General features: G+C 72.3%; 20 protein-coding genes. 13 read left to right on the forward strand and 7 right to left on the reverse strand.

Going from position 1 to position 20,793, the window contains the following annotated elements; genetic code table 11:
- Positions 1 to 207: 207 nt before the first annotated feature.
- Positions 208 to 1,035 (reverse strand): helix-turn-helix transcriptional regulator, encoded by an 828-nt coding sequence (locus ACZ58X_RS00005; RefSeq protein ID WP_470331352.1) that lies wholly within the window; start codon positions 1,033 to 1,035, stop codon positions 208 to 210.
- Between the two features lie 84 nt (positions 1,036 to 1,119).
- Between ACZ58X_RS00005 and ACZ58X_RS00010 the strand changes: the two genes are divergently transcribed.
- From ACZ58X_RS00010 to ACZ58X_RS00020, 3 genes are all read left to right on the forward strand, one after another.
- On the forward strand, positions 1,120 to 1,788 hold the full coding sequence (locus tag ACZ58X_RS00010; protein WP_470331353.1) for a class I SAM-dependent methyltransferase: 669 nt from the start codon (positions 1,120 to 1,122) through the stop codon (positions 1,786 to 1,788).
- Between the two features lie 85 nt (positions 1,789 to 1,873).
- Positions 1,874 to 2,857 (forward strand): GlxA family transcriptional regulator, encoded by a 984-nt coding sequence (locus tag ACZ58X_RS00015; protein WP_470331354.1) that lies wholly within the window; start codon positions 1,874 to 1,876, stop codon positions 2,855 to 2,857.
- Complete coding sequence (locus ACZ58X_RS00020; protein WP_470331355.1) at positions 2,854 to 3,585, forward strand: SDR family oxidoreductase; 732 nt, start codon at positions 2,854 to 2,856, stop codon at positions 3,583 to 3,585. The genes ACZ58X_RS00015 and ACZ58X_RS00020 overlap by 4 nt, the downstream gene beginning before the upstream one ends.
- A gap of 173 nt (positions 3,586 to 3,758) precedes the next feature.
- Here ACZ58X_RS00020 and ACZ58X_RS00025 read toward each other — a convergent pair whose 3' ends face one another.
- Positions 3,759 to 4,550 (reverse strand): hypothetical protein, encoded by a 792-nt coding sequence (locus ACZ58X_RS00025; RefSeq protein WP_470331356.1) that lies wholly within the window; start codon positions 4,548 to 4,550, stop codon positions 3,759 to 3,761.
- Between the two features lie 476 nt (positions 4,551 to 5,026).
- On the opposite strand from ACZ58X_RS00025, the gene ACZ58X_RS00030 reads away from it, so the two are divergent.
- From ACZ58X_RS00030 to ACZ58X_RS00045, 4 genes are all read left to right on the forward strand, one after another.
- Positions 5,027 to 5,365: a hypothetical protein gene (locus ACZ58X_RS00030; protein ID WP_470331357.1), complete on the forward strand. Its 339-nt coding sequence runs from the start codon at positions 5,027 to 5,029 to the stop codon at positions 5,363 to 5,365.
- A 22-nt stretch (positions 5,366 to 5,387) separates the two neighbouring features.
- A complete protein-coding gene (locus ACZ58X_RS00035; RefSeq protein WP_470331358.1) occupies positions 5,388 to 5,846 on the forward strand; it encodes a tyrosine-type recombinase/integrase in 459 nt (152 codons plus the stop codon).
- Between the two features lie 81 nt (positions 5,847 to 5,927).
- Positions 5,928 to 8,189, forward strand: a complete 2,262-nt coding sequence (locus tag ACZ58X_RS00040; RefSeq protein ID WP_470331359.1) for a tyrosine-type recombinase/integrase — start codon at positions 5,928 to 5,930, stop codon at positions 8,187 to 8,189.
- 108 nt (positions 8,190 to 8,297) lie between these two features.
- A complete protein-coding gene (locus ACZ58X_RS00045) occupies positions 8,298 to 9,038 on the forward strand; it encodes a hypothetical protein (protein ID WP_470331360.1) in 741 nt (246 codons plus the stop codon).
- Here ACZ58X_RS00045 and ACZ58X_RS00050 read toward each other — a convergent pair.
- A complete protein-coding gene (locus tag ACZ58X_RS00050; RefSeq protein ID WP_470331361.1) occupies positions 8,944 to 10,395 on the reverse strand; it encodes an ISL3 family transposase in 1,452 nt (483 codons plus the stop codon). The genes ACZ58X_RS00045 and ACZ58X_RS00050 overlap by 95 nt on opposite strands.
- 567 nt (positions 10,396 to 10,962) lie before the next feature.
- Between ACZ58X_RS00050 and ACZ58X_RS00055 the strand changes: the two genes are divergently transcribed.
- Positions 10,963 to 11,370 (forward strand): hypothetical protein, encoded by a 408-nt coding sequence (locus tag ACZ58X_RS00055; RefSeq protein WP_470331362.1) that lies wholly within the window; start codon positions 10,963 to 10,965, stop codon positions 11,368 to 11,370.
- A 465-nt stretch (positions 11,371 to 11,835) separates the two neighbouring features.
- Complete coding sequence (locus tag ACZ58X_RS00060; RefSeq protein ID WP_470331363.1) at positions 11,836 to 12,702, forward strand: NAD-dependent epimerase/dehydratase family protein; 867 nt, start codon at positions 11,836 to 11,838, stop codon at positions 12,700 to 12,702.
- Positions 12,703 to 13,236: 534 nt separating this feature from the next.
- Here ACZ58X_RS00060 and fusA read toward each other — a convergent pair.
- The 3 genes from fusA to ACZ58X_RS00075 all read right to left on the reverse strand — a co-directional run bounded on the left by fusA (position 13,237) and on the right by ACZ58X_RS00075 (position 17,295).
- A complete protein-coding gene (fusA, locus tag ACZ58X_RS00065) occupies positions 13,237 to 15,327 on the reverse strand; it encodes an elongation factor G (RefSeq protein ID WP_470331364.1) in 2,091 nt (696 codons plus the stop codon).
- 353 nt (positions 15,328 to 15,680) lie between these two features.
- Complete coding sequence (locus ACZ58X_RS00070) at positions 15,681 to 16,265, reverse strand: hemerythrin domain-containing protein (protein ID WP_470331365.1); 585 nt, start codon at positions 16,263 to 16,265, stop codon at positions 15,681 to 15,683.
- A gap of 79 nt (positions 16,266 to 16,344) precedes the next feature.
- Positions 16,345 to 17,295: a DMT family transporter gene (locus ACZ58X_RS00075; RefSeq protein ID WP_470331366.1), complete on the reverse strand. Its 951-nt coding sequence runs from the start codon at positions 17,293 to 17,295 to the stop codon at positions 16,345 to 16,347.
- Positions 17,296 to 17,343: 48 nt separating this feature from the next.
- Between ACZ58X_RS00075 and ACZ58X_RS00080 the strand changes: the two genes are divergently transcribed.
- The 3 genes from ACZ58X_RS00080 (at position 17,344) to ACZ58X_RS00090 (ending at position 19,390) form a co-directional block, all read left to right on the forward strand.
- The gene (locus tag ACZ58X_RS00080) at positions 17,344 to 17,988 is read left to right on the forward strand and encodes a MarR family winged helix-turn-helix transcriptional regulator (RefSeq protein WP_470331367.1); all 645 of its coding nucleotides are present in this window, start codon (positions 17,344 to 17,346) and stop codon (positions 17,986 to 17,988) included.
- Positions 17,985 to 18,533, forward strand: coding sequence for a DUF6328 family protein (locus ACZ58X_RS00085; protein ID WP_470331368.1), 549 nt, complete (start codon positions 17,985 to 17,987; stop codon positions 18,531 to 18,533). The genes ACZ58X_RS00080 and ACZ58X_RS00085 overlap by 4 nt, the downstream gene beginning before the upstream one ends.
- Positions 18,534 to 18,784: 251 nt before the next feature.
- Positions 18,785 to 19,390 (forward strand): AAA family ATPase, encoded by a 606-nt coding sequence (locus ACZ58X_RS00090; RefSeq protein ID WP_470331369.1) that lies wholly within the window; start codon positions 18,785 to 18,787, stop codon positions 19,388 to 19,390.
- A 109-nt stretch (positions 19,391 to 19,499) separates the two neighbouring features.
- Here ACZ58X_RS00090 and ACZ58X_RS00095 read toward each other — a convergent pair whose 3' ends face one another.
- Positions 19,500 to 19,889 (reverse strand): hypothetical protein, encoded by a 390-nt coding sequence (locus tag ACZ58X_RS00095; protein WP_470331370.1) that lies wholly within the window; start codon positions 19,887 to 19,889, stop codon positions 19,500 to 19,502.
- Positions 19,890 to 20,056: 167 nt separating this feature from the next.
- Here ACZ58X_RS00095 and ACZ58X_RS00100 point away from each other — a divergent pair, with 167 nt between their 5' ends.
- The gene (locus ACZ58X_RS00100) at positions 20,057 to 20,569 is read left to right on the forward strand and encodes a P-loop nucleotide/nucleoside kinase family protein (protein ID WP_470331861.1); all 513 of its coding nucleotides are present in this window, start codon (positions 20,057 to 20,059) and stop codon (positions 20,567 to 20,569) included.
- The last annotated feature ends 224 nt before the right edge of the window (positions 20,570 to 20,793 follow it).

Genomic DNA, 20,793 nt, shown 5'->3' on the forward strand with positions numbered 1-20,793 from the left:
CCCCGACACACCGCAGCCGCAAACACACACACCGCAGATCACACCGGGCCAGGCCAGGTCACACCGGGCCCACCGGGCCCACCCGGCCGGGGCAGGTCACGGCGGGCCTGGGCAGACCACGGCGGGCCCACCCGGCCGGGGCAGGTCACGGCGGGCCTGGGCAGACCACGGCGGGCCCACCCGGCCGGGGCGGGTCACGGAGGGGCGTCACACACCAGCACCGACCACCCGCAGCAGCTCCAGCCGCGACGCGCTCTCGCTGCCTACCGCGGCCGTGTACACCAACAGCAACTGATCCTGCCCACCGGCCACCAGCACCTCACACTCCAGCTCCAACTCCCCCACCACCGGGTGCAACACCCGCTTACGCCCACTACGCCGCACCGCCACCTCGTGCCGCTCCCAACACGCGGCGAACTCCTCCCCCGTCGCCACAAGCTCGGCCAGCAACTCACCCACCCGCCGATCCCCCGGACGCGCCGCACACGCCGCCCGCAACGACGCCACATGCGCCCGCGCCAACCCCTCGTGATCCTCCACCGGAAACAACACCCGACTCGCCGGCTCCGCGAACCAACGCAACAACAGATTGCGCCGCCCCGACCCACCCACCTCCCCGAACACCGCGCCCGCCATCGCGTTCTGCGCCAACACATCCCCCACATCCGACACCACCTGCGCCGGCACATCGCACAGACGATCCAGGATCAACAACAACCCAGGACGCACATGCGCCAACACCCCCCACCGACCCGGCGGCTCATGACCAGCCAGACGGAACAGATGATCACGCTCGTCCTCACTCAACCGCAACGCCCGCCCCAACGCCACCAACAACTGCGCCGACGGCTGCGGACCACGCCCCTGCTCCAACCGCGCGTAATAATCCACCGACAAACCACCCAACCCCGCCACCTCCTCCCGACGCAACCCAGGAATACGACGCCTCACCCCCGGCGGCAAACCCACATCAGCAGGGGAAACACGAGCACGAGCACGACCAAGGAAATCCGCAAGACCACCACGATCAACCATAAAACCCAGCATGACCAGCAGCAGAGACAGAAGCCAGCGAGTACCAGTCCCAGGTTGTGATCCGGGCCGCTAGGGTCGTCCCCCGTGTCCGAATCCTCGCCATACTCCTCGCCGTACTCCTCGTCATCGGCGTACCTGCACACGACCGCCGCCGCCTACGACTCCCTGGCCGAGCGCTACGCAGACCTCGTCAAGGACGGCCTGGCCCGCCTGCCGCTGGACCGCTGCTTCGTCAACGCCTTCGCCGACCTGGTGCGCGAGGCCGGCCCCGCCACGGTGGCGGACCTGGGCTGCGGCCCCGGCTACCTGACGGCGGCCCTGACGGAGTGGGGCCTGGACGCCTTCGGCGTCGACCTCTCCCCCGCGCTCGTCGGCATCGCCCGCCGTACCCACCCGCAGCTGCGCTTCGAGGTCGGCTCGATGGGCGCGCTGGAGGCGGGCGACGGGGAGCTGGGCGGGGTGGTGTCCTGGTACTCCCTCATCCACACCCCGCCGGAGCAACTGCCCTCCTACCTGGCGGAGTTCCGCCGCGTGCTGGCCCCGGGCGGGTACGCGCTGCTGGGCTTCTTCGAGTCCGAGGGCGCCCCGGTGACGGCCTTCGACCACAAGGTGACCACCGCCTACCGCTGGCCCGTCGACCACCTCGCCGCCCTCGCCCGCGAGGCCGGCCTCGCCGAGAACGCCCGCCTGCTGCGCGAACCCGGCGAGGGCGAACGCTTCCGCCACGGCCGCCTCCTGCTGCGCGCCGTCTAGCCCCCCGGCACAGCGCGGGGCGTGGCGCGATCGGTGGGGTGCTCGTCGTTGACGCCGTCGCCGCCGCTTGGGCAGCCTGGCAGGCATGCGTCAGGTGGTGTTCGTGGTGTTCGAGGGGTTCCAGTCGGTCGACCTGGTCGGCCCCCATGCGGTGTTCCATTACGCGCGGGAGGCGGTCGGTGGCTACGACTGCCCGGTGGTGGCCCCCCGTGCCGGCGCGGTCCGCTCCAGCGGCGGGCTGACGATGCTCGCCACGCACGGGATCGGGGACCTCGCCCCCGAAGGGCTGGACACCCTGGTCGTGATCGGCGGCCCCGGCGTCAACGACGCGCGCCGCGACCCCGCGCTGGTCGCCTGGACCGCCGCGGCGGCCTTCGGCGCCCGGCGGGTGGCCTCGGTGTGCAGCGGCGCGCTGCTCCTGGCGGCCACCGGCTTCCTCGCCGGACGGCGCGTCACCACGCACTGGGCCCGCGAGCGCCAGCTCGCCGAGGAACACCCCGAGCTGACCGTGGACTGCGACCCGATCTTCATCAGGGACGGCCCGGTGTGGACCTCGGCCGGCGTCAGCGCCGGCATGGACCTCGCGCTCGCCCTCGTCGAGGACGACCACGGGCCGGAGCTGGCGCTGGCGGCGGCCCGCGAGATGGTGCTGTACCTGCGACGGCCCGGCAACCAGTCGCAGTTCAGCGTCCCGCTGTGGTCGGCGCAGCCCGCCCCCGGGCCGGTGCGCACCGCCGTACGGGCCATCCAGGACGACCCCGGCGGGCGGCACGGCCTCGCGGAGCTGGCGGCCCGGGCCGGTCTGAGTCCGCGGCACCTGCAGCGGCGCTTCGCCGCCGAGATCGGCACGGGACCGGGCGCCTACGTCGAACGGGTACGGGTGGAGGCGGCCCGCCGCGCCCTCACCGAGACCGACGAGCCGGTGGCCGCGCTCGCCCGCCGCCTGGGCTTCGGCACCGCCGAGACCATGCGCCGCACCTTCCACCGCCGCGTCGGCATCGCCCCCGGCGAGTACCGGGAGCGTTTCGGCCACTCGAAACCCGCACACACCCCTGGGGAACTGACATGACGACACAGCCCGTCACCGTGGTCACCGGCGCGAGCCGCGGCATCGGCGCGGCGATCTGCCGACGCCTGGCCGGCGAGGGCCACGACATCGTCCTCGGCTACCACTCGGACACCGCCGCAGCACAGGCCGTCGCGGCGCAGGTCCGTGACCGCGGCCGCACCTGCCTGACCGTCCGGGTGGACACCGCTGAGGAGAGGGACGTCGAGGACCTCTTCGACCGGGCCGCGCGGCTGGGCCCCGTCACCGCCCTGGTGAACAACGCCGGCACCAGCGGCCCGAACGGACGGCTGGCGGACGCCGACGCGGCCGGGATCCGCAGGGCCCTGGACGTCAACGTCCTCGGGTACCTGCTCTGCGCGCGGCGCGCCGTGAAGGACATGCAGCGCACGGGCGGCGGAGGAATCGTCAACATCTCCTCGGCCGCGGCCACTCTCGGCAGCCCGGGACAGTACGTCCACTACGCGGCCGCCAAGGCCGCCGTCGACGCCCTGACCGTGGGCCTGTCGAAGGAGGTCACCGCGCAGGGCATCCGCGTCAACGCCGTCGCCCCCGGCACCATCTGGACCGACTTCCACCAGGACCCCGAACGCCCCGCCAAGGTCGCGGACTCCATCCCGATGGGCCGCGCGGGCCAGCCGGAGGAGATCGCCGCGGCCGTCTCCTGGCTCCTGTCCCCCGACGCCTCCTACGCGACCGGAGCGATCCTGCGCGTCGCCGGCGGACTCTGACACACCCCGACGGACCCCGACGGACCCCGGCTGTTTCTGGCGGGTTGAAGTAGAGCCGGTGAGGCGGTGGTTCCGGGAGCCAGCGGTCGGGCGGTGAGATTGGGTTCTGGCTCAACTTCTGTGATGCAGCTACGCCCAGATCGACCGGGGCTGGAGCCCTCCCGATCCTTGGGTCAGAACGGCGGTTCTGCGGCGTAACCACCCGCCCAGGAATCGCGGTCGCCTATGCGACGGGCCCGAAGTTCACGGGCGGTCAGGTCATCCGCGTTCTCCATGTCACTCGTGTCATGCCCCCACGCCTTCAGCGCGTCAAAGGCACGGTCGCGCTTGTAGCGGTCCGTGCTGGTGGCCAGCAGATCGCGGGCTCGGTCGGTCAACTCTCCTCGGTACAGAGCGAGAGCGGGGTGCTCCACCAAAGGGATGGCGGCAATGACGGCTGCGGCGCGTACCTCCGCGTCGTCGTTGCCGAGGAGAGACTGGACAGCGGAGTAGAGCAGTGGACGCAGGTCGCGAAACGCTCGCATCTCCTGGTAGTCGTCGAGAAAATCTTTGCCGCAGTGGCGTTCGCCAGCGGCCACGTTATCGTCGTCGGCGTCGTAGGCGGTGCTGCCGAGCCAGTCCAGGAGTGCCGCGCGGGTGGGACGACGCGGTGCCTGGTTCGCATCCTGGCCATCATCGCCTGTCGCGGTGGCTGGATGGTTGAGAATGGCTGCCACGTACAGCGCTACGGGCACGGTGGTTTCGTAGATGCTGTTCTGGTGGGTCACTGACCCAAGGGCGTCGACGACGGCCGCAGCTCTAATGCCCGGATCGGGATCCAGCAGGCGTGCCAGCGCCACCGGAAGGGTTTCGCCTGTCCCGCACGGGGTGGCCAGTGATGCCCAGTCCGTCTCGTCCAGGAACGTTCGGTGATGCGGGAGCTCGTCCGGCAAGGCGGCGTCGGTTTGGCTCGGGCTGTCGGTCACAGGCCGAAGCTACAGCGTTTTCGAGTGAGCGGTGTACTTGTGTTGTCGCAGCCCGCTCAATGCGAGCCCCACTCGGGTCCGTGCCCTGTGGTCACGCCAGCAGCACGCGCTTGCGTAGAAGTTGAAACCCTGCGCGGCCGAACATCTGGCGCTTGAGCATCTTAAAAGTTACGTGGAATCTGCCGGGTGATCATGTCTCTCCGGTGCAACCACGGACTTGGGAGATGGCTTGAGCGGCGCGACGGTGCTGATGGAGAAGTGGCCGGTGCTGGGCCGGCACGAACAGGCGGCGGTGTGGCTGCAGATCTGGACTGATCTCGGTCGGGCCGAGAACGATCGATGCCTACACTCGCGGGCTGGCCGAGTATCTGCTGATGTGCGAACGGGAGAACGTCGACCCGGTCACCGCGAGTCGCGCACATATAGCGTTCTACGTAAGAGAATTGACCTCTCGGCCTCACCGTCGAGGGGCCAATGTGGTCTCGATCGACTCGGGGGCGGGACTGGCGAACGCCACCATCCAGCAGCGCCTGGTGCCGGTCCGCCTGTTCTACGACTTCCTCATGGAGGAGGTTCTGCGCGAGTCGAACCCGGTGGGCCGGGGCCGCTACACCCCGGGGCGCCAGAGGGGCGGGCAGCAGCGCGGGCTGGTGCCGCGGCTGACGAAGCTGCCGTGGATCCCCAGTGAACAGCAGTGGCTGGGGATCCTGCAGGTCGCGCGGGAGGAGCCGGTCCGCAACCGGGTGATGCTGGCCCTGGCCTACGATGCCGCGCTGCGGCGAGAGGAGCTGCTCGCTGCGGACCGACGACCTTGATCCGGCCCACCGGACGCTGAGGGTGCGGGCGGAGACGACGAAGAACCGGCTGGAGCGGGTGGTGCCGTACTCGGCGTCGACCAGCGTGCTGATGTCGGCCTACCTCGCCCACCGGGCCACGATCAGCCGGGCCAGGGGGCCGCTGTTCCTGTCGGAGTCCCGGCGCAACCATGGACAGCCGCTGACCCTGTGGACCTGGTCGAAGGTGGTCCGCCGGATCGCCCTGGCCGCCGGGGTCCCGCGGTTCTCGACCCACACCACCCGGCACCTGTGTCTGACCGATCTGGCCCGGATGGGCTGGGAGTTGCACGCGATCGCGACCTTCGCCGGCCACCGCAACACCGACTCCACGCTCCAGTACATCCACCTGTCCGGCCGGGACCTGGCCGACAAGTTGGCCCGCGGCATGAAGCACATTCATGCCTGGCGAACACAGATGCTCACGTCCACGGACAGCGCGACGGCGGAGGTGTTGAGGTGACCGCACCACTGCCAGCCGTCGCCGCCGAGGGGGGCCGAACGCTGGTCCTGGCCGATCTCCCCGCCCCGGGACAACGCCCCGGTGGCCGTGCGACCCGCCGAGGCCAGGGCCTTGGCCGACCTGGGCGTGCGCAATCTGCGGCGACTGCAGTACTACGACCCGTCCGCGCCGGGCTGGCGCGTGATCTCCCGGCTGCTGGGTTCGCTGGAGGCGGTCAACGCCGCACTGGACTCCCCGCCCACCCCGCACCGCCGACGGGCCATGCTCGACGTGGTCGCGGTGCTGCTGACGCGGTGCGCGGAGACCGGCAGGACCTTCTGGGGCTGGACCGAGGAGGAACGGTTCCACCTGCTCGGCCGCACTCAGGCCGAGTTCCGCCAGCACGCGCCAACCCGGGCAGGCGACCAGGTCCGCCCCTATCTCGCGACTCACGCCTACCTGCTCGGTGGCTTCAACGAGTTCCACCGGCTCGGCGGCTTCCAGAGGCTGACCCTGGCCTGGCGGATCTTCGGACGCGACCGCCTCAACGGCGAGGTCGCACGACTCCGCACGGTCCCGACCGCCTGGGGCTACCGGCTCGGCCGGGACGAGGACGCCCTGCTGCTGATGGTGGCCTGCCAGCTGATCCTGCTCAACCGCAGCCCGCATCTTGAATATCTGGACACCGCGCTGTTCGACCGGGTCCGCCGTGACGGGCTGCTGGAGGGCAGTCGGCTGAACACGCTGCACGCGATGCAGCAGGCGGTCGCCGAACTCGGATTCTGTGATCCTCCGCGTCCCGGCACCGGTCGCCACTCGGCCCGGGCCAGTGGCGGCGCGCCGATCTGGGAACAGTGGGCCGACCGCTGGCACGCCACCTCGACGCTGACCCCGCGCGTTCGCGGCGGCGTCCGCTCGAACCTGCTCAAGGTCGGCCGGTGGATCGCCGCCGAACAGCCCGACGTCGCAGATCCGGCCGACTGGACCCGGCAGACCTGCGCTTCGTGGATCGCCGCGCTGGACCGGATGAAGGTCGGCGACTACGTCCAGCGCACGATCGGGCTGGGGGACCGTCTCGGCAAGCCGCTGGAGGCTCCCAGCAAGGCCGGGCAGATCACCGCGCTGCGAACGTTCTTCCCCGATTGCCAGGAATGGGAGTGGCTGCCCCGCCGCTTCGACCCCGTTCGCGCGTGGGCCATCCCCCGCAGCATCACCGCCCTCCTCGGGCCCGACCCCAGGGTGATCGCCGACGAGGTCTGGGCGAAACTGTTGTGGGCGGGCCTGAACCTGGAACCCGCCGACCTCCCCCAGACCCGCTCCGGGCACTTCTGCCCTTTCGAACTGGTCCGCGCGGTCACACTGACCTGGCTGTTCTCCGGACAACGCAGCAACGAGGTCGCCCGGTTGAAGGTGGGCTGCATCCGCTGGCAGCACGACGGGACAGCGATCGCCGGCAACTCGCAGCAGGTCCTTGCCCGCGACGCGGTCTGCCTGCTCGACGTCCCCACCCACAAGACCGGCACCGCCTTCACCAAACCGGTCGACCCGATCCTCGCCCAGGCCGTCGACGCCTGGCAGGCCGCCCGCCCCGACCAGCCGAAGTTCACCGACCGCCGCACCGGCGAGCTGGTCGACCCGCTGTTCGCGATCCGGGCCCGCCGCGTCTCCACCAGCTACATCAACAACACCGTCATCCCGATGCTCTGCCGCAAGGCCGGAGTCCCGGCCGCCGATGTCCGCGGCAACATCACCGGCCACCGTGCCCGGTCCACCATCGCTAGCCAGCTCTACAACGCCAAAGAGCCGATGACCCTGTTCGAGCTGCAGGCCTGGCTCGGACACCGCTCCCCGCAATCCACCCGGTACTACGCGAAGATCACACCCATCACCCTGTCCAAGGCCTACTCCGAAGCCGGCTACTTCGAGCGCAACGTGCGCACCATCGAGGTCCTCGTCGACCGCGACGCGATCACCACCGGTGCTGCCGCCGGCGGTGAGCCCTGGCAGTACTTCGACCTGGGCCACGGCTGGTGCACCTACACCTTCTTCGAGCAGTGCCAGCGCCGGATGGCCTGCGCGCGCTGCGACTTCTATACGCCGAAGAGCTCCAGCAAGGGCCAGTTGCTGGAGGCGAAGGAGAACCTGCAGAAGATGCTCGCGGCCATCCCGCTCACCGACGACGAACGCGTCGCCGTCGGCGACGGCCAGGCCGCTCTGGACCAGCTGCTGGAACGGCTCACCGATATCCCCACGCCAGCAGGGCCTACGCTGCGTCAGATCGGCGTCCCAGCTACCACGACACTACTGCCGGTCGTCAACGTGACCACCCGTCCCCGAGAGTGCGGTCCGGGAGGTCAATGCTGAACCCACGACGGTCACGGCAACTGGGGTTCCACCTGCACCGAACCGCCTCGACCGGGTATCGTGCGGTCCCGCGAATCCATGCCCCTGTCTTGGGAAAAGAAGTGCAGGATGCACATCCTGGATGACCTCACCGGTCTTTCCTCTCGTGCGAAGAGTCTGCTTGAACGAACCGGCCGGCGGGATGATCCGCAGGAACCTCGGCTCTCCACCGAGTTCCTGCGGATCCGGGACTGCTTCGGCCAGTTGATTCCCACGCCCATGATGCTCGTGATCCGCCGGGAGGGATTCGAGCAGAAGTACGGCGGACTCCGTTACCAAGTGCGAAGCAGCTACACCGTCGAGGGCGAACGCCGCGAGGTACTTCGCGACTGGCACTACGACCTGGGCCAGAGCATGTGGCCCGGCGCCGCCGACGGCTGGTACTTCGATTGGTTCGGGGAACGTGTGTCCTCCCCAGTGCGCTACCTGGTGCACACGGACGGACGAGTCGGAGTGGACGATGGAGGCGGCACGTTCCTCGAAATCGCCCCGTCCATCCCGGCTCTCATCGAATCCCACGCTCTCACCGACACGGTCTCGACCTGGGACCGCACCGCCGCCGAGGTCGACAGCTTCGCACTCGCCGAGCAACTCGACGGCCTCACCGACATCCCCGATGCATCAGGCAACACCATCCGATGGCGGCTGTCCGACAACGTCGCGGTTGAGGAGTTCCGGAACTGGAGCAGCGACGCGCCACGTCGTTGGCGCGCGTTCATCTGGAGCCGAGGCGAATCTGGCCGACGCCAGGTTGAAGAGGCCACTGCCCGAGTAGCGGCCACACAGCAGACCATGACAGCCACCGGATGACGACCGCTGCTTGACAGAGCTGATTCCACAGAATGATCCGGCTGGCATGACCTTCAACGATGCCGGGGTTCCAGGGCAGAGTGAGACCGGCGATGACGGCGTCCCGGTCTCGGTCGATTCCGGCGGTAGGGGTGTGGAGGCTGGGCAGGTTGTCCTGACGGACCGCGTTGAGCCATTCCGGGAGGCGCTCGCCCTGGCGCTCGGTGAGCATGACGGCGAAGGAGCGCACGTTCCGGGTCAGTGCGTCGAGTTTGGGGCAGTGGGCCAGGACGGTCTTGAGCTGGAGCTGTTCGGCCTCCGAGAGCGTCGTGGGCTGCCGGAGGATCCAGCCAGCGACGGTGCGAGGTGACCGCGGCTGCGCGGTCACGGGGCGCGGTGAGGTCCGCTTCTGCCATAGGTAGGCGCGGACGCGCTGGTAGCTGCCTCTGTAGCCGAGCGGGACGATCTCCTCCCAGAGCTTCCAGGCGTTGGTGCAGCCCTCGTTCCAGCGATCGTCCAGGTAGGGCTTGTACTCGTCCAGGACGGATGGGCGGCCCTGCCACTGACCCCGAAAGAGCTCCTCCGGACTCGCGGCGTCGGCCAGGGCCTTAACCGTGCGCCAGTTCATGCCGAGTTGCCGCTGGACGGCGCGCTGACTGTGCCCCGCGGCCAGCAGGGCGTGCACCTCGGCGTGCCGGGCCCGAGTCCGGTCGGCGAACCGGTGGCCTGTCGGACAGGGCTGATCCACGTTCTCCTCCCGGTCTGCGGACCCGGCAGTAACGGTTCGACTGGCCAGCGGAGTTGTGACATGCAGACACTTCTGGTGGGAAGCGACGGCCCGCTCGGTCGCTTCGCTGAGGTTGTGCCACAGGTGGCAGTGGTCCGCGACCTGGACTGCCTGCGGTGCACCGGTGGTGGCGGGCCGCGGTGAAGAACGGTGCGCGGTCGCGGCAGACGACCTCGACGCCCGGCCGCTCGACCAGCCACCCGCCAGGCTCGACGCCTCCCGGTCGGGCAGCAGGCCCACCGGTCGGCGGGTCTCAGCGTCGACCAGCACCGTCCCAAAGGCACGGCCCTTGCGCGTCGCGTACTCGTCGACGCCGACCACCCGCGGGGCCGGCGGCTGCGGATCGGGAAGCTCCTCGACCAGCCGCAGCACCGTGCTCCGGCTCACCGAGACCCCGAACACGGTGGCCAGCCGCGCGCCGGCCCGCCCGGCCAGCGCCAGACCGACCGAGGCGAGCGTGGCCCGCAACTGCTCGGTCCATCGGCTGTGGCGCCGCGTCAGCCCTTCGATCTGCTCAACGAAGGTCCGCCGCCCGCACGACAGGTCGCCGCACACAAAGCGCCGCACCTGCAAGCTCAGCCGGACCCGCATCCCCCAACCGGACCGTCGACGGGAAACCGCAGGTAGGAGCTGTGCACCCAGGTGGACTAACCCCCGCACCCCGGAGAACTGTTCCCCACCGCCGCAGACTTGGTACGTTCACCGACTAGATGTCCACGTCGTCCGACAGTACCGTCACACCCGCGACCGACGGAAACAGCAGCCCCTCCAACCGGGGCACCAGATCATCCACGGTCCCGCACTGTCAGCCACCACGACTCGGCCACCAGTGAGATCCGGGCAACTTCCCGACGCCTACCGCATCGGTACGTCGTCACTCATCGTGCGCAGACCACGGAAGTTGAGCCAGAACCTGAGATTGGGAGCCACCCGGCGTGATGGTGCGACATACCGCTTTCGGCATAATGGGCTGCTTGGCCGCTCACGCTTTGCTTGTTGATCACGGTCGTGTCAGGAGACCGGTGTGTACAGGTCGCGTGAGTGGATCTTCTAGCGCATTCGCCGGGACAAGCGCCTGGAGCCGACGCTGTCGGGGCGGGAGCTTGCCCAGCGGTACCGGGTGTCGCGGAACACGGTCGCGAAGGCGCTGGTTCCCCGGTGCCGGCGAAGCGGAAGAAGCCGCCGCCGCGCAAGAACGCGCTGGAGCCGGTGAAGGGTTTCATCGACGCGATGCTGCGCGAGGACCTGATGGCGCCGGGCAAGCAGCGGCACACCATCGACCGGGTCCTGGAGCGGCTTGCGGCCGAGCACGACTTCGAGCTCGCGGCGTATTCGACGGTGCGGGACTACCTGCGCAAACGGCGACCGGAGCTGCTCCTGGAGGCCAGGGAGGGCCGCCGCCACCTCGACGGCACGGTCCCGCAGGCCAAACGCCCGGGCGAAGAGGCCGAGGTCGACTTCGCGGACGTATGGCTGGACCTGGTCGGTCAGCGACGCGCACCCGAGGACCCCCACGACCGGTTCGACACCGTACTCGCCCACGCCCTCACCGGCGCCCTCGGCTGACACCCCCCTACACAGCCGGCCCCACACCCCGACAACATGCCGGCGTCCCCGGGCGGACACACGCCGGCGACCGGGCGAGGGAGCCCCACCGGGCGGCGGGGCGGTAGGGCCGGTGCGGGGGCACGACCGGACGCCAGGCGGGAAGTGCCCCCGCAGCCGCTCCAGACACGGGAGCGGGCGTGCAGCGGCTTCCAGCGCCGGCAGCGGGCCGAGGTGTCGGACGACACGGCACACCGTCGCCGGGCCCGTCGCCGCCGCGCTCGCGCGCGACCCGCGCAAGGCCCTCGCACCGCCGCATCCGTAACGGCCCGGTCCGCGACACCCCACCCGTACCGGCCCCGCCGCGGTGCGGGTGCTCAACCAGGGATCGCCAGTCCCTGGATCGGCGGGTCTCTGTCGCCGGCAGGGCACGGCGGGCAGGCTGATGCATGTCGGAGAGCACAACTCCAGTGAGGGGAAGCAAGCATGACGAAGATCCTGGTGACGGGGGCGACCGGTTCGGTGGGGCGGCGTCTGGTGCCGCGCCTGGCACGGTGGGCCGGGGCCGAGGGTGGCTCGGTGCGGGTGCTGGTGCGGGACGCGGCCAAGGCGCAGGCGCTGGGGCTGGGGCTGGACGGGGTGGAGACGGTGGTCGGGGACGTGTGCGAACCCGCCGACCGGGCGCGGGCGCTGGCGGGCGCCGACGTGGTCCTGAACGTGGCGGCGGCGCTGCGCGGGGTGCCGGACGAGCAGGCGTGGGCGGTGAACCGGGACGCGGCGATCGCGCTGGGCCGGGAGGCCGCGAAGGCCGGGGTGGCCAGGTTCGTGCACACCAGCACCAACCTGGTGTACGGGCGGGGGCTGGGGCGCCCCGCCGTGGAGGAGGACGCTCTCGCGCCCGACCCGGCGTGGGGGGTGTACGCGCAATCCAAGGCCCAGGCCGAGGCGGGGCTGCGCGAACTCGCGGACGAACTGCCGCTGGTGGTGGCCCGGCTGGCGTTCGTGTACGGGGAGGGAGATCCGCACCTGGCGCAGTCGCTGCACTGGGCCGCGCACTGGCCGGCCCACCAGCGGCTGGCGGTGGTCCACCACGCGGACGTGGCGCAGGCGCTGTGGCGGGCGGCGGTGACCCCGGGAATCGAGGGCCGCACCTACAACGTGTCGGACGACGCGCCGCTGACCGCCTGGGACCTGCACGTCCTCAACGGCCGTACCCACCCCGGCACTTCGGCGCCCGGGGCGGAGTTCGACCCGTGGGAGGGACAGGTGTCGACCGCGGCCGCCCGCCGGGACCTGGGCTGGCGTGCGCTGTTCCCGTCCGCTTGGGCGGCGGCGCAGGCCGGGGCGCTGTGACCACGTCCGGCCCGGCCGCAGCAAGGAGTTCGAAGCCCGACCCTACGCGTCCGGGTCCCCGGCGATGAGCCGCTCGACGATCTCGGAGTCGCCGTCGATACGCAGGGACTGCGAGTCGCCCCGCCACGCCCAGCAGCTGGGCCCGGTTCCGGCGACGCTCGGAGCGTCCAGCGGGTGACGCGTTCAAGCGGCCGGCTCGTCCACCAGCGCCTCACGCTCACGCGGCGCGGCCATGACGGCACACACGGCGACCGTCCCACCGGACGGCACGTCCGCGGGCGGCACGTCCGCGGGCGACGCGCCGGCGGGGTGGTCGCGTCGGCACTCGTCGATCAGACCCACAGGCGGGAATGCCCAGGTTCGCTCCCCCGGGTGTTTACCACCGCACCCGGGGGACAGAGCAACGATTCTGACGAACGAACGAACGAACGGGACCGGCAAGCGGGTAGGCCGACAAGGCGGGCAGGCAGGACGGGCCCGGCGGGCGGGCCGGGGCCCGGCCCTCCCCGTGGGTGGGGAGGGCCGGGCCGCGCCTCAGCGGGCCGCCCGGCCGGCCGCGGGGGCCGGGGCGTAGCCCGCCGGGCGGGTGGTGAAGCTGCCGCGCCCCTGCGTGCGGCCGCGCAGGCGGCCCGCGTAGCCGAAGAGTTCGGCCAGCGGTACGAGGGCGCTGACCTCGGCGGTGGCGCCCGGGCCGGGCCGGGTGCCCTGGACGGTGGCGCGGCGGGCGGCGAGGTCGCCCAGGACGGCGCCGATGGCGTCCTCGGGCACGGCGACGCTCACCTGCGCGAGGGGTTCGAGCAGGTGGAGGCGGCAGGCGCGCAGCGCCTCGCGCAGGCCCTGGCGGGCGGCGGTGCGGAAGGCGAGTTCCGAGGAGTCCTTGGGATGGGTGAGGCCGTCGGTGAGGGTGACGGCGACGCCGGTGACGGGGTGGCCGCCGAGCGGGCCCTCGGTGAGGGCGTCTCGGCAGCCGGCCTCGACGGCCTGGACGTACTCGCGCGGGACGCGGCCGCCGGTGACGGTGGAGGTGAATGTGAAGGCGTCGTCGGCGGGGGCCACGTCGAGGACGATGTGGGCGAACTGGCCGGAGCCGCCGTCCTGTTTGGCGTGGCGGTGGGTGAAGCCGGTGACGCCCTCGACCAGGGCCTCGCGCAGCGCGACGCGGGGGCGGCCGACGACGGCCTCCACACCGGCGTCGCGGCGTACCTTTTCCACGGCGACCTCCAGGTGCAGTTCGCCCAGGCCGGACAGGGTGCGCTGGCCGGTTTCGGGGTCGGTGGCCAGGCGCAGCGAGGGGTCCTCGTCGGTGAGGCGGGCCAGGGCGGCGGTGAGTTTGTCGGTGTCGGCGGCGCGGCGGGCCTCGACGGCGACGGTGACGACGGGTTCGGCGCGCACGGGTGCCTCCAGGAGGATGGGGTGGTCGGGGTCGCACAGGGTGGCGCCGACGCGGGCGTTCCTCGGGCCGATGACGGCGACGATGTCGCCGGCCAGGGCGTGGTCGGTCTCGGTGTGGCGCTCGGCCTGGACGCGCAGGATGCGGGCGATGCGCTCGGTGCGGCCGGTGGCGGCGTCGAGCAGGGTGTCGCCCTTGCGCAGGGTGCCGGCGTACAGGCGCAGGTAGGTGAGGCGGCCGGTGGGGGCCGTGGTGACCTTGAATGCCAGGGCGGTGAGGGGCTGCCCGGGGTCGGGGTGGCGCTGCTGGTCGCTGTCGGCGGCCCGCACGGGTGGGGTGTCCAGGGGTGAGGGGAGGTAGGCGAGGGCGGCGTCCAGGAGGGGTTCGACGCCGCGGTTGCGGTAGGCGGAACCGGCCAGGACGACTACGGCCCCACCGGTGCGGGTCAGGTCGCGCAGGGCCGTGGTGAGGGTGTCGGCACCCAGGGTGTCGTGGGCGCAGAACTCCTCCAGGGCCAGCGGGTCGAGTTCGGCCACGGCTACCTCCAGGGCGCGGCGTCGGGCGGCGGTTTCGGCCGCGAGGTGGTCGGGGACGGGCCCCTCCGCGAGGGTGCCGTCCCGGTCCCAGGTGAGGGCGCGCAGACGGACCAGGTCGACGAGTCCGGTGAAGGCGTCCTCGGCGCCGATGGGCAGATGGACGACGAGCGGATGGGGATGCAGGCGTTCACGGATGGAGGCGACGGCGGCATCCAGGTCGGCTCCGGCGCGGTCGAGCTTGTTCACGAAGGCGATCCGGGGCACACCGTGGCGTTCGGCCTGGCGCCACACCGACTCGCTCTGCGGCTCCACACCGGCGACGGCGTCGAAGACCACCACGGCGCCGTCCAGGACGCGCAGGCTGCGTTCGACCTCGTCGGCGAAGTCGACGTGACCGGGGGTGTCGATGAGGTTGATCCGGTACCCGGCCCAGGCGCAGCTGACGGCGGCGGCGAAGATGGTGATACCGCGGTCGCGTTCCTGGGGGTCGAAGTCGGTGACGGTGGTGCCGTCATGGACCTCGCCGCGCTTGTGCGTGGCACCGGTCAGGTAGAGGATCCGTTCGGTGAGCGTGGTCTTACCCGCGTCGACGTGAGCGAGGATGCCGAGGTTACGGACGGCGGCGATCGCGGCGGTCGCGGCGGTCGTGGCGGTCGTGGCGGTGCTGACGCTGGTGCTGGTGCTGGTGTCGGTGCGCATGGCCCGGTGCCTTTCGAGGCGGTGCTACGGGTGGAAGCGCGCGATTGTCACAGTACCGCCACCGGTGTCTGACGTTCCGTCACATCACTGACGGGAGTGGGCCCTTACGGAGTTCGTGCGGGCCGGTTCAGACGGTGGCGGCACTGTTCCGGTGCCGGCCGCGCAGCGGGCACCGGAAGGACGGGGACACCAGGATCACCTCGTACCGCGAGGCGGGAGAGGGGGCGGCGGCGCTGTGCTTCGGCATGGCCGCCCTGCCCCCTCTCCGATTGCCGTCGTCATGGTCGGCCGCGCACTCGGGGCGCGGCTGCGGGGCGAGTCTAGGGAGGACGGGCTCGCGTCGGCGAGGGGTTTTACGGTGCGCGGAAGCGCAGGACCGCTTCCGACCAGGTCTCGCGGTCACCAACTCCGGCGTCCAGGGCGGCGCCGATGGCACGTTCCTCGTAGGCGAAGTGGGACTCCATGATGGCGGCCAGGCCGTCGAGTTCGCGTCCGATGGCCTCCAGCTCCGCGTCCCGCCGCGCACCGGGCCGTTCGCCGGGGTGGGCACCGGGCCGTTCGCGGGGCTGGGCACCGGGCCGTGCATCGGGCCCCGCGCCAGGCCCGTGCGCCGCCCGTACGGCCTGGTCGGCGAGGTCGCGGACCCGGGCGAGGATGTGGGTGATGAACCCGTGGTCCTCGACGAGCTTGGCGACGGTGGGCGCGAGGTCGGGTCGCTCGCGCACCAGGGCCGTGAACAGACCCTGGTCCTCACCCTGATGATGGTTCGTCAGAGCGGTGCAGAAGGCGAGGCAGTGCGCGCCCAGGGAGTCGTCGGGCAGGGTGCGACGGCCCAGTCCCGCGCGGAGGTTGGTCAGGCGGCGGCGCAACTCGTTGTGCGCCTGGGAGAGTTGGAGACTGAGCGCGACCGTTCGGCCGTGCGAGTACGGGGAGGCCACGAGCGGGCGGTCCCTTCGGTTGCACACCTCCATGCCTGGCGCGGTCCGCCACCGGCACGCGATGCTGCCCGCCATCCGATCACGCGCCACGGCGCCGCGGCAAGCCTGTCCCCGCTGCTCCGCGCGGGACCGCGGGAGCGGGAGCGGGAGCGGGAGCGGCCGGGGCGGCGTCCGGTACGGCCTCGCGGGTGCGGGGGCGCCCGAGCAGGATCCCGACGGCCACCAGCGCCAACCCCGCCCCCTGGCGCGGCCCCAGCGCGTCGCCGTCCAGCGCGGTGCCCAGCAGTACCCCGGCCAGCGGGTTGAGCAGTCCGAGCAGGCCGACGGTGCCGGCCGGCAGGTGCCGCAGCCCCGCGAACCAGCAGGCGAAGGCCAGCGCGGTGGCCACCAGGGTCACGTAGCCGAAGGCCAGCAGGGTGCGGCCCGCGAGCGGCGGCGGGGCACCCTCGGCGAGGACGGCCGGCGGGAGCAGCAGCAGGCCGCCGGCGGTCAGCTGCCAGGCGGTGGCGGCCAGCGGGTCGGCGCCCTCGCGCCAGCGGGCGGCGAGGACGTAGCCGACGCTGGAGACCAGCATCGCGCCCGCCGAGGCCGCCAGCCCCCTCCCGTCGGGCAGCCCGTCGCCGCCGAGGACGGTGAGCGCCACCCCGCCCAGGCCGATCACCGCCCCGGCCAGGTGCGCGCGGTGCGGGTGCTGGCCGGCCAGCGCCCAGGCGGTGAGCAGCATGGCCAGCGGGGAGGCGGCCATGACGGTGGCGGCGGTACTGGTGGGCAGCAGCTGGGAGGCGAGGTAGAGCAGGACGAAGAAGACGGCGGTGTTGAGCAGGCCGAGCAGGGCGCTGCGCCACCACCAGGGGCCGTGGGGGCGGCGGCGGGCGAGGGCGAGCAGCAGCAGTCCGGCGGGCAGGGCACGCAGGGCGGCGCCCCACAGGGGGTGGTCGGCAGGCAGGTAGGCGTGGGTGACCCAGTAGTTGGTGCCCCAGGCGAGCGGGGCGAGGGCGGTCAGCAGGACCCACCGGGTATTTGCTTCCATGGAAGACAATATAGCTTCCCTGGAAACTATCAGGGGTAGGATGGGCCCATGGACCCCACGGACCGCCACCAGCACCGCCCGGACCAGCAGCTCCACCAGCACCGGCCTGAGCCCGCGGACGCCGCCCCCGCCGACCACGTCGCCCTCATCCAGGCCCAGTGGCACCGCGAACGCCCCGACCTCGACGTCTCCCCGCTGGCCGTGATCGGGCGCCTGCACCGCCTCGCCGACCGCCTCACCGCCGAACTCACCCTCGTCTACCAGCGCTACGGCCTGAGCGAGGGCGAGTTCGACGTCCTCGCCGCGCTGCGCCGCGCCGGCGCCCCCTACGAGCGCGCCCCCGGGGAGCTCGCCGCCCACACCATGGTCACGACCGGCGCGATGACCAAGCGGATCGACCGCCTGGAGCGCGCCGGCCTGGTCACCCGACGCCCCGCCGAGGACGACCGGCGCGGACGCGTGGTCGCCCTCACCGACGCCGGGGTGCGCCTGATCGACGAGGCGTTCACGGCCCACCTGCGCAACGAGCACCGCCTGCTCGCCCACCTCGCCCCCGAGGAGGCCACCGCCCTCCAGGCCCTGCTCACCGCCTGGCACCGGCGCCTCGACGACCCCGCAGCGCCGGCCTTTGCAGCGCCGGGCCCCGCCGTGGCCACTCCCACCGACCCCGGCCGCGCAGAATATGACGCATGAGCACCCCTCCCCCACCCGACCCTGATCCCGATCCCGATCCCGATCCCGGCCGCGCCGACGGGTCCTCACCCCCGCCGCCGGGCTGGGAGAACCCGGCCGTACGGGCCGACCGCCGGCTGGTCGAGCTGCTCCAGGAACTGCGGGTGCTGCAGACCGGCGTCCAGATCGTCTTCGCGTTCCTGCTCGGCGTCGCCTTCACCCCGCGCTTCGCCGAACTCTCCGACGCCCAGCAGGACATCTACGTCACCACCCTGCTGCTGACCGTCGTCGCCGCCGCCGTCCTGGCCACTCCCGTCGCCCTGCACCGCGGCCTCTACCGCCACCCCGGCAAGGCCCGCATCGTCGACGTCTCCGCCCGCATCGCCCAGTACGGCCTGCTGCTGCTCGCCAGCGCCCTGACCGGCGCCGTGCTGCTGGTCCTGGACGTCGTCCTCGGCACCGGGCCGGCCGTGGCCATCACGGCCGTCATCGCGCTGATCTTCGCCACCCTCTGGTTCGCCCTGCCCTGGGCGGTCCGTCGCGCCACCACTCGCGAACGGCCCTGAGGGCCTCCCGGCCACTGGACGGACCCCGCCGCCCCGCCGCCCAGCCGCCCCGCCGGGCCCGTTGGCCGCCGCCCGCGCGCCCGTAACGGGTACGGACGCGCGGGCGGCGGCACCGGGACCAGACCGTGGGCCGGCTTCCGGACGCCGGGGGCCTGGCCGCGGGACGCCGCTCACCGCGCGCCCCGCCTTCCCCACCTCACAGAGCCCACCGGCACCCGAAATCGATGACCCGTCTCCTCTAGTGTGACGGTATGCACACCGACCACCGTTCCTGGGACGTCCTGCTGATCGGCGGCGCCTCCGGCCTCGGCAAGAGCCGCGCCGCCGAACGCCTGGCCGCCGACCACGGCGCGTTCACGGTCGAGTTCGACGACGTCGTCTCCGCCCTGCAGGCCGCCACCACCCCTGCCACCCACCCCGGGCTGCACCACTTCGCCCCCTACCGCGACCCCGAGCAGGAGCTGGGCGCCGACCGCGTCCTGGAGCTGCAGATCGCCACCGCCCACGCCCTGGACGAGGCCCTGCTCGGCGTCGTACGCAACCGCCTCAGCGTGGACGTGCCGGCCGTCGTCGAGGGCGACTACCTCACCCCCGCCGCCGCCGTCCGCGCCGCCACCGAGGCCACCGCCCTCGGCCGGCGCCTGCGCGCCGTCTTCCTCCACGAGGGCGACCCGCGGCGCATCACCGCCAACTACGCCCACCGCGAACCCGACGCCGGCCCCCAGAACACCCGCGCCGACATCAGCGCCCGCTACTCCCACTGGCTCGCCGACCAGGCCCGCGCCGCGGGCCTGCCGGTGGTCGACTGCCACCCCTACGACACCCTGCCCACGCGCCTGGCCGCCGCCCTGGTCTGAGCCCGCCCTGGTCTGAACACGCCCTGGTCTGAACACGCCCGGGCCGCCGCCCGGACCTGAACCCGCCCGGGCGGCGGCCCTGAGCGGCGGCCCGCGCCGCCGGCTCCCGCTAGCCTCCGGCGGGGGCGTCCTCGATGTCCGAGATCAGCTTCGTACTCAGGTCGCTCTGCACCGCCAACCGGGTGTGCCCGGCGTCGGGGCCGGTGCCCCAGGTGAGCGTGACGGTGGTGAACAGGTGCCCGGCGCCCGAGTCGTGGTAGCGCACCTCCCAGGCCGTGGGCACATCCTGGGCGCGCAGCACGCCGTCGGCGTGGTTGGCCTCCTCCCAGACCGCCAGGCGCTGGCGGAAGTCCTCGGTGAGGTAGTGGGCGCGCAGCCCCTCCGACAGGTCGTCGGTGCCGTCGGAGACGGCGTCGATGTAGGCGCCGTAGAAGTCGGCCACCCGGTCGACCGCCGAGTCCGGGCTGCCGCCGCGCACCGCGTCTCCTGGCTGGGTCATGATGGTCCCCTCCGTCGTGTACGGGCCCGCGCGCCGTCGAGACGCCGCCCGGGCCGGTCGGTCCTTCCACCGGGTCCAACGAGCCCCGGGCGCCGGAGGTTTCGGGTACGAAGTCCCAACGGGCCCGACGAACGGGCGACTTGGACGGGAGGCCGGGATTGCTGATCGTGGTGAGCGGAGGGCCGGGCAGCGGCAAGACGACACTGGCGCACGCCCTGGCCCGCGCCCTGGGCTGCCCCGCACTCGTACGCGACGAGCTCAAGGAAGGCCTCGCGCACGCGGGCACCCGAACGCCCGCACCCGACCTGACCGTGCGCGACGCGTTCTTCGACGTCCTGGGCGTACTGGTCGACGCCGGGATCAGCGTGGTCGCCGAGGCCGCCTACCAGGACCGCCTGTGGCGCACCGGCCTGGAACCGCTCGCCACCCGCACCGACCTGCGCATCGTGCACTGCCACGTCACCCCCGCCGTGGCCCGGCACCGCATCGCCGAACGCCTGGCGGCCGGCGGCCACCGCGCCGCCCACGCCGACCACGCCCTCCTCGCCGCCCCACCCGGCCCGGGCAACCTGATCGACGACTTCACCCCACTCTCCCTGCCCGTACCGCAGCTGCACGTGGACACCACCGACGGCTACCACCCACCGCTCACGGACATCACCGCCTTCGCCCGCCCCTGAACGCCTGGCGGTGTCGGCCCCGCCGGGATCAGGAAAGCGCGGTGAACGCCCCGTCGACCAGCACCGGCACCACCGCACTGGCCTCCAGCTCGACCGCCACCGCAACGTCCTCGGCGAAGCCCCCATCCGTCAACTCCCGCCCCGACACGCTCCCCCACACCTCCCGTGCCACGTCCGCGGCCGCCCCCCGGCGCGGCCCCCGCCATCGCCGCATCCGGCGACAG

It is taken from the genome of Kitasatospora sp. NPDC040550 (assembly GCF_055594965.1).